Origin of the sequence: Streptomyces virginiae (genome assembly GCF_000720455.1) — a bacterium.
GTDB lineage: Bacteria > Actinomycetota > Actinomycetes > Streptomycetales > Streptomycetaceae > Streptomyces > Streptomyces virginiae.
Window position 1 is genome coordinate 262,475 of record NZ_JOAK01000012.1, and the last position, 17,455, is coordinate 279,929.

The following is a 17,455-nucleotide window of genomic DNA, read 5'->3' on the forward strand; positions in this document are numbered from 1 at the left end:
GCCGGCGGACGGAACAGACGAGCGGACGAGAGAGAGCGATGAGCAGCAAGCCTGGGACCACAGCCGGCCACCCGGAGCCGCACGCGCCGGCCGAACCGATCGCCGTGATCGCCATGGCCTGCCGCCTGCCGGGCGCGGCCGGACCACGCGACCTCTGGCGCCTCCTGCGGGACGGGGCGAGCGGCGTCAAGGACGTCCCCGCCGACCGCTGGAACGCCGAGGAGTTCTACGACGGGGACGCGCAGCGGCCGGGCCGCGTGAACACGCGGCGCGGCGGCTTCCTCGACGACGTGGCCGGCTTCGACGCGGAGTTCTTCGGCATCTCCCCGCTGGAGGCCGAGGCGATGGACCCGCAGCAGCGGCTCGTGCTGGAGCTGGGCTGGGAGGCCTTCGAGAACGCCGGCCTGCGCCCGTCCGAGGTCCGCGGCAGCGCCGCGGGCGTCTTCGTCGGCTCCATCGCCGCCGACTACGAGGCCCTGCTCGCGCAGCAGGGCCCCGAGGCGATCGGCCCTTACGCCTTCACGGGTCTGCAGCGGGCGCTGGTCGCCAACCGCCTCTCCCACACCTTCGGCCTGACCGGCCCCAGCATGACGGTGGACACGGGCCAGTCCTCCTCCCTGGTCGCCGTCCACCTGGCCTGTGAGAGCCTGCGCCGCGGCGAGTCCGAGCTCGCGCTCGCCGGCGGCGTACACCTCAACCTGATCCCCGAGAGCGCCGTGCGCGCCTCGCAGTTCGGGGTGCTCTCCCCGGACGGCGAGTGCTACACCTTCGACGCCCGCGCCAACGGTTTCGTACGGGGCGAGGGCGCCGCCGTCGTCCTGCTCAAGCCGCTGTCCCGGGCGCTCGCCGACGAGGACGAGATCGTCTGCGTCATCCACGGCAGCGCGGTCAACAACGACGGCCGCGGCGAGGGACTCGGCGTGCCGAACCCCGACGCGCAGGGCGACGTCATCCGCGCCGCCCTGCGCCAGGCGGGCGTCCCGGCCCGCGACATCGGCTACGTCGAGCTGCACGGCACCGGCACCCGGCGCGGCGACCAGCTGGAGGCCGAGGCGCTGGGCGCTGTGTTCGCGGACGGCCGCGAGGCCGTCGGCCCGCTGCGGGTCGGCTCGGTGAAGACGAACATCGGCCACCTTGAGGGCGCGGCGGGCATCGCCGGGCTGCTCAAGGCGGCCCTCAGCGTCCGGCACGGGGAGATCCCCCTCAGCCGCAACTTCGAGCGGCCGAGCGACCTCGTGCCCCTGGACCGGCTGGGGCTCGCCGTCCAGCGGGAGCACGGCGCGTGGCCCGGCGGGAGCCGCCCCCGGCTGGCCGGGGTCAGCTCGTTCGGCGTCGGCGGGACCAACTGCCACGTGGTCATCGGCCAGGCACCGCCGCGGCCCGCCACCGCCGCGGCCCGTGCGAGCGCCGCGGGCGCCACCGTGCCGTGGGTGCTCTCCGCCCGCAGCACCGCCGCGCTGCGCGACCAGGCCCGGGCCCTGGGCGAGCGCTTCGCCGCCGACCTCGGCCTGACCCCCGCAGACGTGTCCTACGCGCTGGCCGCGACCCGCGACCGGATGGAACACCGGGCCGTGCTCGTGGCGGGTTCGAGACAGGAGTTCCTGACCGGCCTGGAGGCCCTCGCGCAGGGCCGCCCCGCGCCGGGTCTCGTCCGCGGACGGGTCCGCCGCCCGGCCCGCACCGTCTTCGTCTTCCCCGGCCAGGGCTCGCAGTGGGAGGGCATGGCGCTGGACCTGCTGGAGACCTCGGAGGTCTTCCGGGCGTCCGTCGAGCAGTGCGCCGAGGCGCTCGCGCCGTACACCGACTGGTCGTTGACGGAGGTCCTGCGGGGCGCGCCGGGGGCTCCCGGCCTGGACCGGGTGGACGTGGTCCAGCCGGTGCTGTTCTCGGTGATGGTGTCACTGGCCGCCCTGTGGCGCTCGCACGGCGTGGAGCCGGACGCGGTGGTCGGCCACTCGCAGGGCGAGATCGCCGCCGCCTGCGTGTCGGGGGCGCTCTCGCTGGAGGACGCCGCCCGGGTCGTCGCGCTGCGCAGCCGAGCCATCGTCCGCCTCGCGGGCACCGGCGGCATGATGTCGGTGGCCCTGTCCCCGCAGGAGCTGGAGCCGCTGCTCGCCCGGCACCCGGGCGAGCTGGCCCTGGCCGTGGTCAACGGGCCCTCCTCGGCCGTGGCCGGGGGATCCCCCGGAGCGCTCGCCGCCCTGCGCACGGCATGCGAGGAACGGGGCGTGCGCACGCACACCCTGCCGGTCGACTACGCCTCGCACTCCCCGCAGGTCGAGGCCATCGCCGACGAGGTGCGCACGGCCCTGAGCGGCATCCGGCCCCGCGCGGCCCGCGTCCCCTACTGCTCCAGCACCACCGGGGAGTTCCTCGACACCGGGGCGCTCGACGGCGACTACTGGTACCGCAACCTGCGCGACACCGTGCGCTTCGACCGCTCCACCCGGACCCTGCTGGACGCCGGCTTCGACCTCTTCGTCGAGGTCAGCCCGCACGCCGTCCTGGCCGCCGGGCTCGCCGACACCCTGGAGTCGCGCCCGGCCGGGGCCGGCGCCGACGTCAGCGTCGTGGGCACGCTCGCCCGCGACGAGGGCGGCCGGGACCGCTTCCTGCTGTCACTGGCCGAGGCCCACGCGGGCGGCGCGGCGGCGGACCTGGCCGAGGTGGCCCGGGCCGCCGGGGGACGCCGGGTCCCGCTGCCCACCTACCCCTTCCAGCGGCGCCGGCACTGGCTGCGCACCCTGCCGCGCACCGCGCCCGCGGCCCCCGCCGGGCCCGCCGGCCCGGTCGAGCCGGTGCCCGCGGCGGCGCCGGCCGCCGACACGTCCGGCGCGTCCGGCGCGTCCGGCGCGGACCCGCTGGACCTCGTACTCGACCACGCGGCCGCGCTGCTCGGGTACGCCGACCCGGCGGACGTCGACCCGCACGGGGCCTTCCGCGACCTCGGCTTCAATTCCCTGACCCTGGTGCAGCTGCGGCGCCGTCTCGCCGAGGCCACCGGCCTGCCGCTGCCCGCCACCCTGTTCTTCGACTTCCCCACGCCCGACGCCACGGCGCGGCGGCTGCGGGAGCTGGACGCAAGCCGGGCGCACGGGCCCGCGGGCGTTCCCGCCGCCGACGCACCGGCCGCCCCCGGCACGCCGAAGGACTCCGACGCACCGGCCGCCGACACGCGGATGGACGGCGACCCCGTCGTCATCGTGTCGATGGCCTGCCGCTACCCCGGCGGCGTCGGCTCCCCCGAGGACCTCTGGCGGCTCGTCACCGAGGGCGGCGACGCCATGTCGGAGTTCCCCGCCGACCGCGGCTGGGACCTGGACGCCCTGCACGACCCGGATCCCGCCCGGCCGGGCACCACGTACGCCCGCCGGGCCGGCTTCCTCCTGGACGCGGCCCGCTTCGACGCGACCCTGTTCGGGATCAGCCCGCGCGAGGCCCTCGCCATGGACCCGCAGCAGCGGATCATGCTCGAACTGGCCTGGGAGACCTTCGAGCGGGCGGGCATCGACCCCCGGTCGGTCCGCGGCCACCGCACCGGCGTGTTCGTCGGCGCCATGCCCTCCGGCTACGGTCCCCCGCTGCACGAGGCCCCCAGGAACGCCGAGGGCCACCTGCTCACGGGCTCCGCGCCCAGTGTCATATCCGGCCGGATCAGCTACGTCCTGGGCCTCCAGGGGCCCGCGCTGACCGTGGACACCGCCTGCTCGTCCTCCCTGGTCTCCCTGCACCTGGCCGCGCAGGCCATCGAGCGCGGCGAGTGCGACGCGGCGCTCGCCGGCGGCGTCACCGTCATGGCCAACCCGGGCATGTTCACCGAGTTCAGCCGCCAGCGCGGACTGGCCGCCGACGGCCTGTGCAAGGCGTACTCGGCGGACGCCGACGGCACCGGCTGGAGCGAGGGCGCCGGCCTGCTGCTGCTGGAACGGCTCTCCGACGCACGCCGCCACGGACACCCGGTCCTCGCGGTGGTCAAGGGCACCGCCACCAACCAGGACGGCGCCAGCAACGGGCTGACCGCCCCGCACGGCCCCTCCCAGGAACGGGTCATCCGCGCGGCCCTCGACGCAGCCGGACTGGCCCCGCACGAGGTGGACGCGGTCGAGGGCCACGGCACGGGCACCGTGCTCGGCGACCCGATCGAGGCCGGCGCGCTGCTGGCCACCTACGGCCGGGACCGGCCGGGCGACTCCCCGCTGTGGCTGGGCTCCCTCAAGTCCAACATCGGCCACACCCAGGCCGCCGCCGGGGTGGGCGGCGTGATCAAGACCGTCCTCGCGATGCGCCACGGCCTGCTGCCGCGCACCCTGCACGCCGAGGCCCCCTCCCCGCACATCGACTGGTCGGCCGGCGCCGTACGGCTGTTGCAGGAGCACCGGCCCTGGCCGGCGGCCGCCGCCCCGCGCCGGGCCGCCGTCTCCTCCTTCGGCATCAGCGGCACCAACGCGCACGTCGTCGTCGAGGAGCCGCCCGCCCCGGCGCCGTCGGCCGAACCGGCCGCCGACCCGGTCCCGGCCGGTGTGCCCGTCGCCTGGCCGCTGTCGGCCGCCGACGGGGACGCGCTGCGCGAGGCAGCCGCCCGGCTGCGCGACGCGGTGACCGGCGGGCGGCCGCCCGAACCGGCCGACGTCGGCCGCTCCCTGGCCACCGGCCGCGCCGACCTGGCGCACCGCGCGGTGGTCCTCGCCACCGGCCTCGAGGAGTTCACGGCGGCGCTGTCGGCCCTCGCGGAGGGCACGGCGACCCCGTACGTCCACGAGGGGACCGCCGTCTCCGCACCGGGGCGGCTCGCCTTCCTCTTCACCGGGCAGGGCAGCCAGCGCCCCGGCATGGGCCGCGAACTGTACGAGGCGTTCCCGGTGTTCGCCCGCGCGCTCGACGAGGTGTGCGGACACCTCGACGGTCTGCTCGAAGGCCCGCTGCGCCCCGTCATGTTCGCCGCGGAGGGCACCGCCGGGGCCGCGCTGCTGGACCGTACGCAGTGGACGCAGCCGGCGCTGTTCGCCTTCGAGGTCGCGCTCTTCCGGCTGGTCGAGGCGTGGGGCCTGCGCCCCGACCGGCTGCTCGGGCACTCCGTCGGCGAGCTGGCCGCCGCCCATGTGGCCGGTGTGCTGTCGCTCCCCGACGCCTGCGCGCTGGTCGCGGCCCGGGCCCGGCTGATGGGAGCGCTGCCCGAGGGCGGCGCCATGGCCGCGCTGCACGCGCCCGAGGACGAGGTGCTCGGCTGGCTCGCCGGGCACGAGGACGTCGCGGGCATCGCCGCCGTCAACGGCCCCCGCTCGGTCGTGGTGTCCGGGGACGAGGACGTCGTACGGGAACTCCTGGACCGCTGCCGGGAGTCGGGCCGGCGCGCCAAGCTGCTCAACGTCAGCCACGCCTTCCACTCGCCGCTCATGCAGCCGATGCTGGAGCGGTTCGCCGACGTCGCCCGGTCGGTGACGTACCACCCGCCGCGGATCCCCGTCGTCTCGCACCGCACCGGGCGGCCGGTGTCCGCCGCCGAGCTGTGCACCCCCGACCACTGGGTGGAGCACGTCCGCCTGCCGGTGCGCTTCCTCGACGGGATGACCGCGCTCGCCGGGGACGGCGTGCGGGCCTGCCTGGAACTGGGCCCGGACGGCGTGCTCGGCGCCATGGCCCGCTCGTGCCTGGCCGAGCCGGGGGCGACCGTACTGGCCACGGCGGCCCGGCGGGGACGGCCCGAGCCCGCGACGCTGCTCGGCGCCCTCGCCGAACTGCACGTGCGCGGCACGACGGTGGCCTGGGAGCGGGTCCTGTCCGGGCGCGGGGCGCGCCGGGTGGACCTGCCCGCCTATCCCTTCCGGGGCGCCGCGTACTGGCTGCCGCTGCCCGGTCCGGCCGGCACCGGCCTGGCCGCGGCGGGCATCGGGGCGAGCGGCCACCCGCTGCTCGGCGCGGAGATCGAACTGCCGGGCCAGGACGGCCTCTTGTTCACCTCGCGGCTGTCGACCGAGTCCCACCCGTGGCTCGCCGATCACGTCGTGCAGGGCACGGTCCTGGTGCCCGGTACGGCCTTCGTCGAGATCGCCCTGCAGGCCGGGGCCGCCGTCGGGGCCGCGGGCGTGGCCGAGCTGGTGCTGCGGCGCCCGCTCGCGCTCGACCCCGGGACCGCGGTGGACCTGCGCTGCCAGGTCGGGGCCCCCGGCCCGGACGGCGCGCGCACCGTCACGGTGCACTCCCGTCCGGCCGGTGCGGGCCGCGGCGAGCCGTGGACCGACCACGCCGGTGGCCTGCTGGAGGCTCCGGCGGCGCGGGACGAGCGGGCGCCCGGTCTCGCGGCGGGGACGGACCCGGCCGAGGAGCACGGGCTGCCGGACGGCACGTACGAGCGGCTGGCCGGCCTGGGGTTCGCGTACGGGCCTGGCTTCCGGGGGCTGCGGTCGATGCGGCGCACCGACGGCGCGCTGTGGGCCGAGGTGGCCCTGCCGGACGGGCAGCGGCCCGCGGGGACGGCCTTCGCGGTGCACCCCGCGCTGCTGGACGCCGCCCTCCACCCCTTCCTGGTGGACTCCCTCGACTCGGGCGGGCAGGAGGTCCTGCTGCCGTTCGTGTGGCGCGGTGTACGGGTGCACGGCCCCGGAGCCGGCGCCGCCCGGGTGCGGCTGGAGTCCGCGCCGGGTGCGGGCACGTTCGCGCTGGAGCTGACCGACGGCGCGGGGCGGCCGATCCTGACGGCGGAGTCCGTCGTGTTCCGGGCCCGTCCGGCCGGGGACGATCCGGCGGCCGGCCTGCTCGTGCTCGACTGGTCGCCGGCATCGCGGCCGGGGACGGAGTCGGCGCCCGCGCCGCAAGCTCCTTCCGCCGCCGTGAACGGCGGGCGCTGGGCGGTGCTGGGGTCCGACAGCCTGGGGCTGGCCACGGCGTTCAAGGCGCGGGACGTCGCGGTGACCACGTTCGTCGACCTGCTCGCCCTGGACGGGGGGCTGGGCGCGGCGCGGGAGGTCCCCGACGTCGTGTTCGTCACGGCCCGTGGCGAGGCCGCGGACACCGCCGACGCGACCCGCTCGGCGACCCAGCGCACCCTGCTGCTGCTCCAGGAGTGGCTGACCGACACCCGGCTCGGCGACAGCAGGCTGGTGTTCGTCACCTCCGGCGCGGTCGCCGCGACGGCCGGGGACGAGGTCTGCGACCTGGCCGGCGCCGCCCTGTGGGGGCTGGTGCGCAGCGCGCAGACCGAGCACCCGGGCCGGTTCGTCCTGGTCGACGTGGCCGCGGATGAGGACGTCGACGCGCGGGCCCTGGCCTCGGTCGTGGCCTCCGGCGCACCGCAGTCCGCGATCCGGGCGGGCGCCGCACTGCACCCGGCCCTGACCCGGGCCGTCAGCGGCGGCGACGGCCTGGAGCCGGCCGCGACCGCGTGGGGCGGGCACGGCACGGTGCTGGTCACCGGCGGCACCGGCGCCCTCGGCGCCCTGCTGGCCGAACACCTGGTGCGCCGTCACGGGGTGCGCGACCTGCTGCTGCTCAGCCGCAGCGGGCCGCAGGCCCCGGGCGCGGGGCGGCTCGTCGCCGCCCTGGCCGACCTGGGGGCGTCGGCCACCGTCGTGGCGTGCGACGCCTCCGACGCCGGGGCTCTGGCCGCCGTACTGGCGGACGTGCCGGCCGACCGGCCGCTGACGGCCGTGGTGCACGCGGCGGGCATCACCGACGACTCCACGATCGCGGGGCTCACCCCGCGCCGGCTGGAGCGCGTACTGGAGGCCAAGGCCGCGGCGGCGCTGAACCTGCACCGCCTGACGGAGGGCGCGCCACTGCGGGCGTTCGTGATGTTCTCCTCCGTCATGGGCCTGCTGGGCGGCGCCGGGCAGGCCAACTACGCAGCCGCCAACGCCCAGTTGGACGCGCTCGCCCTGCACCGGCGCGAGCTCGGCCTGCCGGGCCTGTCCCTGGCCTGGGGGCTGTGGGGCGGCGCGGGGATGGGCGGCCGGCTCGCGGCGGCGGACCTGGCCCGTATGGCCCGGATCGGCCTGGCGCCGCTCTCGGCGGAGCAGGGCCTGGAACTGTTCGACGCGGCCTGCGCGGGCGACGAGGCGGTCGTCGCACCGGTCGCCCTGGCACCCGCAGCGCTGCGGGGTGACGGGCGCCGGCTGCCGGCGCTGCTGCGGGGCCTCGCCCTCGGCGGCGGGGCGGCCCCGGCCGGGTCCGCGGGGGCGGATTCCCCGCGGGACGCGCTGCGCGGGCTGCCGCCCGCGGAGCGGCGGGCGGAACTCGTCGAGATCGTGCGCCGCCGGGTCGCCGAGGTACTGGGGCACGCCGGAGCGGAGGCGGTGGCCGCGGACCGCGACTTCTGGGAGCTGGGCCTGGATTCACTGACCGCGCTGGAGCTGACCGGCAGGCTCGGTACCGAGGCGGGGGTGCGGCTGGGTGCGACGGCGGCCTTCGACCACCCGACGGCCGTGGCCCTCGCCGCCCACCTGGCCGGCGAGCTGGACGGGGCATGACGGCGGCCGCCGCCGTGGGGCTGGCTGTCCCCACGGCGGCGGCCGGCGGAGGCCGGTCAGTACGCGAGGGCCTCGCGCAGGGTGTCCACGACCGCGCCGCGGTGTTCGTCGGCGAGGAGGAAGAAGTGGTCGCCGTCGAAGCGGCGGACCTTGCAGGGGCCGGTGGTGTGGTCGGCCCAGCCGTCCAGCGGTTCGTGCGGGACCAGCGGATCGGCCGTGCCGCCGAGGACGTGCAGGGGCACGTCGAGCCGGATGTCCTCGAACCCCACGGCCGCTTCCCGGCTGAGGTCGATGTCGGCGCGCAGGACGCGGGTGACGTGGGCGAGCATGTCCGGGTCCTGCATGACCCACTCCGGGGTGCCCCCGCCGTCCCGCAGCAGCCGGACGGCGTCCTCCTCGCTGCTGGTGGCGTGCGCCCGGCGCCTGGTCCGGCCGGGTACCTGGCCGCTGACGACGGCGGCGCGGCAGTGCGGGCCGAGGAGGTGCGCGGTGCGGGTGGCGAGGAGCGCTCCGAGGCTGTGTCCGAAGACCACGGTGGGCAGCGGGTCCCGGCCGAGCACCTCGTCGGTGACGGAGCCGAGGACCTCGTCGAGGCGGCAGCCGGGGGTCTCGCCGAAGCGGCGTTCCCTCCCGGGCAGCGACAGCCCGAGCACTTCGACGTCGTCGGGGAGCGGTTCGACGAGGGGGAAGAGGGTGTTGGGGCCGGCACCGGAGTGCGGGAACACCAGCAGGCGCAGCCGGGGCGCGACCGCCGCCCCCTGCAGCCGCAGCAGCGGCCACCAGGGGGCGGTGGAGGAGGACTTCACCGTGCTCACGTCGTCTCTCCCGGTCACGGGCAGTGGATGATCTGGCCGGCGTAGGACAGGCCGCCGCCGAACGCGAAGAGCAGTACGGGCGATCCCTTCTCGATCTCGCCGCGCTCGATGAGCTTGGAGAGCGCGAGCGGGATGCTGGCGGCCGAGGTGTTGCCGGAGTCCACGACGTCCTTGGCGATGACGGCGTTGACCGCGCCGATCTTGCGGGCCAGCGGCTCGATGATCCGCAGGTTGGCCTGATGCAGGACGACGCCGCCGAGGTCCTCGGGCTTGACCCCGGCCCGCTCGCACACCTGGAGCGCGACCTTCGGCAGGGCGGTGGTGGCCCAGCGGTACACCGACTGCCCCTCCTGGGAGAAGGTGTGGGACGGCGCCTCGATGCGCACGGCGTGCCCCATCTCGGGCACGGATCCCCAGACGACCGGGCTGATGAGGGATTCCTCGGAGGCGACCACGACGGCCGCTCCGGCTCCGTCGCCGATGAGCACGCAGGTGGTGCGGTCGGTCCAGTCGGCGAAGTCCGTCAGCTTCTCCACGCCGATGACCAGGGCCTTCGTGGCGGAGCCGGTCCGGATGCTCTGGTCCGCCAGCGCCATTGCGTGTGGGAATCCAGAGCAAGCCGTGTTCACGTCAATCGCCGCGGGAGCCTTGGCGCCGACGGCCGCGGCGACGCGGGCGGCCATGTTGGGAGAGCGGTCCTGTGCCGTGCAGGTGGCCACGATGACGAAATCTATGTCGGCTCCGGTCAGGCCCGCATTCGCCAGAGCGTTTGCAGCCGCCTTTGCTGCCATGTCCGAAACGGACTCGTCCTCGGCGGCCACCCGGCGGGTCTTGATCCCGACCCGGCTCTGAATCCACTCGTCACTGGTCTCGACCATTTGCTCCAGATCGGCGTTGGTCAAAACCTTTGACGGCTGATAGTGCCCGAAGGAAAGGACGCGGGACCCGACCATCAGTGATTCTCCTCGTTCCATGGATCCTGACCCGGATCCGGATTGACCAATGGTCAGCCTATGCAGCGGGTCGACCGCGCTCATGCGGCGTTCACGCCCACCAGCTGATCCGCGCCACAGTCGTCCAGGGACGGGGCATGGGTCAAGATCGCGTGCTGAAGCCGCTGGAGGCGGGGCGCGGGTTCGATCCCGTGGTCCTCGACCAGGTTCCGCCTGACCCTGCTGTACGTAGCCAGCGCCTCGGCGGTCCGCCCGCTCCGGTAGAGCGCCACCATCAGGTAGGCGTAAAGGTTTTCCCACGTCGAGCGGTCGTCGAGCAATGCGTAGATCTCGCCCACCAGAGCCTTGTGGTTTCCGAGTTCGAGTTCGAGCTCGAAACGCTGCTCGTGCGCGAAAGAACGGCGCTCGTCGAGCCTGCGGCCGAGGGATTCAAATGCAGGAATGCTGCGCAGATCCTCCAGGGCCTGACCGCGCCACAAAGAAATGGCCTGCTCGAAGGTTTTCGAAGCCTTTTCCCGATCGCCGTTCCGGCGGAATTCCCGGGCCGTTCCGAGCAGCCTGTCGAATTCGTAGACGTCGAGATCGCACCCGATGAGCCGGAGTTTGTAGCCGGGCGGCTGCGTGGTGATGAGGGCGGCTGCGTCGAGATCGAGGCTCTGGAGGTGCTTGCGCAGCTTGGACACGTAGACGTGCAGGGCGGTGGAGGCGGTCTGCGGGGGAGCGCCCGACCACAGGGCCTCGATGAGCCGGCCGGAGGACACGGCCTCGCCGTGGTGGGCACAGAGATAGGCCAGCAGGGAGCGGAGCTTGAGCGCTCTCGGCGAAACCTGGGTCCCGTCCTCTGTCTCTATCTCAACTGGTCCGAGCACTTGGAACTTCACTATTCCCCCTGGTAGACCTCTGCGCCACGAAGGGGATGCGAACAACCGGCCTGCAACGTGCAGCCCCCCTCCGCACCCCTAGATCTTTCATGGGGTACCTAGATCGAGTCAAGCCGCTCATCTCTCATCTGAGGAACTCTTGAGGTGCCGAGAGGGAATCTCCGGATTACGAACGGTCCACACGAATCGGCCACATCTCACACTCATCCGGGATGACCCGATTCCGTTTCTTCGTCACCTTCGAACGACCATTTCCCGCCAGCATGCCCCAGCCATTCAAGCCAAATTCAAACGGCTCGAAAGCGACCTTCGACGGGCGGCCGTACCACCCCGAACCGGACATCCGACGCCCCCGCCCCAGCGGGTCGTCACCCTCCGGAAACCTCTCCGATCCCGTTCCTGGCGGGCCCGGGACCGCCCTGACGCCCTCTCACGGCGACCGTCCGGCCACCCTCCGTGCACACCGTCGGCAGACCGGACGGAACCCCGGCCGAGGCCCGGACAACTCCGCCCACCTGCGGGTACTTGCGGGTATGGTCCCGACAGACATCCGCCTCCGGAGGCCTTGGGGGAAGTCCACGACACGTGGACCGACGTGGCCGCCGCCGGCGGTTGACGCGTCGACGCGACCGCTCGCAGGCACGGGGGGACCGACCAGCCGGGCACGCTCGACGACGGCAGCACGGCCGCGGGCGATGCCTGACCCCCATCGCCCGCACCGTCGCCGGCCACCCGCGCACCGCGCGGTCGACACCGCCGAGAAGTGACATCCGGTGCGGCCGACTCGATCACTTTCGGTGCAACCGCCACGAACGCCCTGTCGTCCCCATCGACAGGGCGTTCGCACGTTTCGGAAACACATTCGTCTCGACCATCCGGTATGTGTACTCTGAACGCGCTTCACTTCTGAACTGGTTCAATAAACAAGGGGGGACCGGTGCAGCGTCACCGCGTCATGATTTCGGCTGCCGTCGTAGCGGCAGTCATCGGCTTCGTACCGACCGCGGCCCAGGCCGCAGACCAGCCCGCGCAGCGCCAGGGGAGCGCAGCCGCGGCGACGGACGCCGTCAAGGCCGCCGCGGCGAAGTCCGCCGTCTTCCACAGCCCGGCGGAGCGTACGGTCCGCACGTCCGGCAAGGCAGCGGCCGCTCCGCAGGCCGCGGGTGCCGCGGGTGCCGCGGGTGCCGCGGGTGCCGCGAAGGGCAACGCCGGCCTCGGCGTCGACCTGCGCGCCTCGGCCACCTCGGCGCACGGATTCAGCCTTGCGTCCCAGATCACCAGCGCCGCCGGCGCGCCCGTCAAGGTCGACATCGACTGGGGCGACGGCAAGACCGACACCGAGCACGTCACCGGGGCGAAGCTGCTGACCTCGAAGCACACCTTCGCCGAGGTCGGGAGCCACAAGGTCACGGTCACCCTGACCGACCAGGACAACAACGTCACCGCCACCAACAGCGTCGACGTCCAGGCCGCCGGCTCGAAGTTCACCCCGCACGCACCGACCCGGCTGCTGGACACCCGCTCCGGGATCGGCGGCAGCAACCGTCCGGTCACCCCGTACGGCGTGGCCCGCGTGAAGGTCGGCGGCAACAGCGGCATCCCGGACGACGCGACCGCCGTGGCGCTCAACCTCACCGTCGTCAGCCCCCGTTCCGGCGGCCACATCACGGCCTACCCGTCGGGCACCGAGCAGCCGACCACCTCCAACGTCAACTTCACCGCGGGCCAGACCGTGCCGAACATGACGATCGTGCCGGTGGGCGCGGACGGCTACGTCGAGCTCGTCAACCGCAGCTACGGCGACGTGGACCTGCTCGCGGACGTCACCGGCTACTTCAGCCACTCCGCCGGCGCCGGCGGCTACACCGCGCTGGAACCGACCCGCATCGTCGACAGCCGCGCGGGCCTCGGCACCTGGGGTCAGGTCGCCGGGCAGAGCCAGTTCCCCGTCCAGGTCGCCGGCCGCGGAGCGATCCCGTCCTCCAACGTCACCGCCGTCGCCCTCAACGTCACCGTCACCGGCCCTCGCGGCGCCGGCCACCTGACGGTCTTCCCGAGCGGACAGCAGGCGCCCGGCACGTCGAACGTGAACTTCGGCGCCAACCAGACGATCGCGAACTCGGTGATCGTCCCGGTCGGCCCGGACGGCCAGATCAACATCCGCAACGGCGCCTGGGACCCGGCCGACGTGGTCGTGGACGTCGTCGGCTACTACACCCCCAACGGCGGGGCCGCCTACCTGCCGGTGCTGCCGACGCGGCTGCACGACTCCCGCGAGTGGGACTGGCCGGTGGAGGGCCAGGACTACCGCTGGCTGCCGCTGGCGGACGGCAAGCCGAACAACACGGCGTACGTCCTGAACACGACGGTCACCAACACCCGCGGCAGCGGTCACCTCTCGGTCGCCCCGGACCCGAACACCTGGGCGCAGTACGACAACGACACGTGGAAGCCGCCGACCGCGCCGAACTCCTCGAACCTGAACTGGACGAAGGGCGCGACCGTCCCGAACCTGGTCCAGGCGAGCACCGGCAAGACCGGCGTCATCGACTTCTGGAACCGGGGCTGGGAGCCCGCGGACCTCGTGGTCGACATGTTCGGCGTCTACCAGCAGAACTGACCCACCGGGCGGACCGAGCCCTCACGACCGTGCCCCGGGAACAGCCGTACAGGCCGTTCCCGGGGCACGGCCCGTCATACGGGCAGCGGCGAGCGCAGCTCCAGCAGGGTGATCTCCGCCGGGGCGCCGACGCGGACCGGCGGGCCGAAGAAGCCCGCGCCGTTCGTCACGTACACCTGGGTGTCCTCCACCCTGCCGAGCCCGGAGTTGACCGGGTTGGCCAGTGAGGTGACCGCGGTCAGCGGGAACATCTGCCCGCCGTGGGTGTGTCCGGACAGCTGGAGGTCCACCCCGTGCCGGGCCGCCTCGTCGGCGAAGACCGGCTGGTGGGCGAGGAGCACCACGGGGCGCGAGAGGTCCCGCCCGCCCAGGGCCCGGCCGAGGTCCGGCCCCCGGCCGAACTCCTCCCCCGCCAGGTCCTCGACGCCGGCCAGGTCCAGGTACGCGCCGTTGTGGCGGATCTCCACGCGTTCGTTCACCAGCGGGCGCACCCCCACGTTGCGCATCTCGTCGAGCCAGTCCTCGACCCCGTCGTAGAGGTACTCGTGGTTGCCGGTGACGAAGAAGTTCCCGTACCGGGACTCGAGCGCCTTCAGCGGCCGGGCCGCCGGTCCCAGCTGGGACGCCGTGCCGTCGGCCAGGTCACCGACGATCGTCACCAGGTCGGCCTGGAGCCCGTTGACCATCCGGACGATCCGCTCGGTGTGGGCGCGCCCGAGCAGCGGCCCCAGGTGGATGTCGCTGACGACGGCGATCCGCAGGCCGGCCAGGCGCGGGTTCACCTTGGAGAGGGTGACCGGCACGCGGGTGACCAGCGGGTCGCCGAGGGCCGAGGACATGCCGTAGCCCGTCGTGCCGAGGGCGGTGACCCCGGCCACGGTGCCCACCGCGCGGCCGAGGAACAACCGCCTGCCGAGCAGCAGTCGGTCTTCCTCCCCCGGCGCGGCGGGCTCCGGTTCGGCCGCGGCCGGCACGGGTGCCGCCGCGGCCTCGGGCGTCGCGGCCTCGGGCGCGGCGGCCGCCGTCACGGGAACCCGTACCGGCGCCGGACCGGCCTGCTGCCCGGCGCTCCGCCGCCACCCGCGCAGGATCAGGGCCCGCGGCAGCTCCAGTACCGCGAGCGCCAGCAGCAGGTAGAGCAGTACGCCGATCAGGGTGTAGCCGGGCCACGCCAGGAACCGGCCGCCTCCCCCGCCCGAGGGGTCGAACAGCGGGGTGAGCATCCGGGTCGCGGGAGCCAGCAGCGCCGACAGCACGACGACCGGGGTCGCCAGCCGCCGGGCCGTGGTCCGGGGCCGCGTCGTGTCACGGACGAGCCGGATCCACAGGTAGTAGTGGACGACGGCGGAGCCCGCCAGCATCAGCGCCCACAGTCCGATTCCCAGCATGTGTCTGTCTCCCTCGGACCTGGTGGATCAGGAGCGGCCGGCGCGGACGCCGGCCCCGGCCGTGTCGGAGGTGGCGGCCGCCGGGCGCGCGGCCGGGGACGACTCGGAGATGCCGAACCGGTCGTGGAAGGCGCGCAGCGGCGCCGGAGCCCACCAGTTGGCCTGGCCCGCGAGCCGCATGGAGACCGGTACGAGGACCGCGCGGATCAGGGTCGCGTCGACGAGGATCACGACGACCATGCCGATGCCGAGCATCTTGAGGAAGACGATCTCGGAGGAGGCGTACGTGGCGAACGACGCGGCGAGGATGACGGCCGCCGAGGTGATCAGCGGTCCGCTGCGCTCCAGGCCGGCGGCGACGGCGCCCGCGTTGTCGCCGGTGAGGTCGTACTCCTCCTTGATCCGCGACAGCATGAAGACCTCGTAGTCCATCGAGAGGCCGAAGGCCACGCAGAACATCAGGATCGGGATGCTGGGCTCGATCGAGCCGCTCGGTGTGAAGCCGAACAGGTCGGCCAGGTTGCCCTCCTGGAAGATCCAGACGAGGACGCCGAACATCACGCCCATGCTCAGGGTGTTCAGGAGCATGGCCTTCGCCGGGAGCAGCACGCTGCCGGTCATCAGGAACAGCACCAGGAAGGTGGTGACCAGGATCAGGCCGAAGACCAGCGGCAGCCGGTCGACCAGCTCCGCACGGAACTCGCTCAGCTCGGCGGGGTAGCCGCCGATCTTCACCGCGCCGCCTTCCGCGCCCCTGCCCGCGACGGTACGGATCTCGGCGTGGGCGCGGTCGATGTCCTGGGCGACGGTGCGGTGGGTGGCGACGACCGAGTACCAGGTGTCGCGCTCGCTCGCGAACCGGCGGGCGGACTCACCCGGTTCGGCGATCTTCCGGCCCTTGGCGTACGAGCCGGTGAGGGCGTCGACCTGGTGGATCCCGGCGATCCGGGACAGCTCGGCGGCGGTGGCGTCGATCGAGGCGCGGTTGGCGTCGGTCCCGGCCTGTCCGGTGCGCAGCACCTTGATCGCGCTCATCTCCTCGGCGGCGAAGTTGTCGAGGATCTGCTGCTGGACCACGCGGCTGGAGACGTCCCGGGGCAGCACCTGCGCGCCGGGCACGCCGAAGGTCAGGCCGAGGGCGGGCGAGGCCAGCCCGAGGAGCACCACCAGTGCGGGGATGCCGTAGAGCAGCGGGCGGCGCATCATGCGCAGCGCCGTGTGGTGCCACCAGCCCTGCGCGGGGCGGGTGTGCCCGTCCTCGTTCTTGCGCAGGACCTTGCGGCCGAGCCGGGCCAGGGCCGCGGGCAGGATCACGAGCGCGGCGAAGACCGAGGTCAGGACGGTGGCGACACCGGCGTACGCGAAGGAGCGCAGGAACGGGAAGGGGAAGAGGAGCAGGGCTGCCAGCGACAGGACCACGGTGAGGCCGCTGAAGGCGACGGTGCGGCCGGCGTGGGCGACGGACTGCTCGACGGCGTCGGGGACGCTGCGCCCGGCCCGCAGCTCCTCGCGGAAGCGGTTGATGACGAAGAGGCTGTAGTCGACGCCGAGGCCGATGCCCATCACCAGGGCCAGGTTGGCGGCGAAGGTGGAGACGTCGGTGAGGTAGGTGACGCCGCGCATCAGGGCCAGGGTGGTGATGACCGAGAAGAGGCCCATGCCGAGGGTGAGGAAGGCGGCCGAGAACCGGCGGTAGATCGCGAAGAGCAGGAGCAGGACGAGCGGGAAGACGATCATCTCGGCCCGCAGGAAGTCCTTGCGGGACTGCTCGGCGGCCTGCCGGAAGATCTCGTCGCCGCCGCCGACCTGGACCGTGACCTGGGCGCCGTCCCGGGTGAAGGCCGGGGAGATGTCCGCGAGCCGGGTCCGGGCCTCGGTCACCGTGCCCGCCATGCGGGCGATGATCAGGGCCTGCCTGCCGTCGTTGCCGCGCATGGCGGGGGAGTTGCCGCGCGACCAGTACGAGAAGACCTCGGCCACCCCGTCCTGCCCGGCCAGTTCCCGCTCCAGTGCGCGGCCTTCGGAGGCGACCGCTTCGCCGTCCACGGTGCCCTGCTTGGCGGTGACCATCAGCAGCACGCTGGGCGTGCCGGCGTCGAACTCCTTCTCCAGGAAGGCCCGGGTGGTCACGGATTCGGAGCCGGGGGTCTCGAAGCGGCTCAGGACCAGGCGGTTCATGGTGCCGGCGGCCAGGACGAGGCCCAGTACGGCGAGGGCCACGCCGGCCCAGACGACGAGCCGGGACCGCGCTGCGGTCACCCGGCCCCAGCGCTGGAGGGCCGGTGGGCGGACGTGGGGGTCGAGGCGGTCGGACGTGTGTGTACGGGGCATGGTCT

At 74.1% G+C, this 17,455-nt stretch carries 7 protein-coding genes; 2 read left to right on the forward strand and 5 right to left on the reverse strand.

Translation table 11 applies throughout. The annotated features are described in order from the left end of the window. Positions 1-38: 38 nt before the first annotated feature. A complete protein-coding gene (locus IG86_RS0120030) occupies positions 39-8,462 on the forward strand; it encodes a type I polyketide synthase (protein ID WP_051785287.1) in 8,424 nt (2,807 codons plus the stop codon). 56 nt (positions 8,463-8,518) lie between these two features. Here the strand turns inward: IG86_RS0120030 and IG86_RS0120035 are convergent, their stop codons facing one another. From IG86_RS0120035 to IG86_RS0120045, 3 genes are all read right to left on the reverse strand, one after another. Beyond that, a complete protein-coding gene (locus IG86_RS0120035; protein WP_030898421.1) occupies positions 8,519-9,277 on the reverse strand; it encodes a thioesterase II family protein in 759 nt (252 codons plus the stop codon). A gap of 14 nt (positions 9,278-9,291) precedes the next feature. Beyond that, a complete protein-coding gene (locus tag IG86_RS0120040) occupies positions 9,292-10,230 on the reverse strand; it encodes a beta-ketoacyl-ACP synthase III (RefSeq protein WP_030827199.1) in 939 nt (312 codons plus the stop codon). 80 nt (positions 10,231-10,310) lie between these two features. Continuing rightward, on the reverse strand, positions 10,311-11,111 hold the full coding sequence (locus IG86_RS0120045) for an AfsR/SARP family transcriptional regulator (protein ID WP_051785288.1): 801 nt from the start codon (positions 11,109-11,111) through the stop codon (positions 10,311-10,313). Positions 11,112-12,066: 955 nt separating this feature from the next. Between IG86_RS0120045 and IG86_RS43025 the strand changes: the two genes are divergently transcribed. After that, positions 12,067-13,731 (forward strand): PKD domain-containing protein, encoded by a 1,665-nt coding sequence (locus IG86_RS43025; RefSeq protein WP_037848845.1) that lies wholly within the window; start codon positions 12,067-12,069, stop codon positions 13,729-13,731. Positions 13,732-13,805: 74 nt separating this feature from the next. Here the strand turns inward: IG86_RS43025 and IG86_RS0120055 are convergent, their stop codons facing one another. Continuing rightward, positions 13,806-15,119, reverse strand: coding sequence for a metallophosphoesterase (locus tag IG86_RS0120055; RefSeq protein ID WP_030898424.1), 1,314 nt, complete (start codon positions 15,117-15,119; stop codon positions 13,806-13,808). 27 nt (positions 15,120-15,146) lie between these two features. Further along, positions 15,147-17,450 carry an MMPL family transporter gene (locus tag IG86_RS0120060; protein WP_051785289.1) on the reverse strand — a complete coding sequence of 768 codons (2,304 nt, stop codon included), beginning with the start codon at positions 17,448-17,450 and terminating at the stop codon, positions 15,147-15,149. Positions 17,451-17,455: the final 5 nt, after the last annotated feature.

Excerpts from the sequence above, each read along its gene's own strand:
- IG86_RS0120040 (WP_030827199.1), bottom strand. The coding sequence starts at position 10,230 with ATGGTCGGGTCCCGCGTCCTTTCCTTCGGGCACTATCAGCCGTCAAAG.
- IG86_RS0120055 (WP_030898424.1), bottom strand. The coding sequence starts at position 15,119 with ATGCTGGGAATCGGACTGTGGGCGCTGATGCTGGCGGGCTCCGCCGTC.
- IG86_RS0120060 (WP_051785289.1), bottom strand. The coding sequence starts at position 17,450 with ATGCCCCGTACACACACGTCCGACCGCCTCGACCCCCACGTCCGCCCA.
- IG86_RS43025 (WP_037848845.1), top strand. The coding sequence starts at position 12,067 with ATGATTTCGGCTGCCGTCGTAGCGGCAGTCATCGGCTTCGTACCGACC.
- IG86_RS0120030 (WP_051785287.1), top strand. The coding sequence starts at position 39 with ATGAGCAGCAAGCCTGGGACCACAGCCGGCCACCCGGAGCCGCACGCG.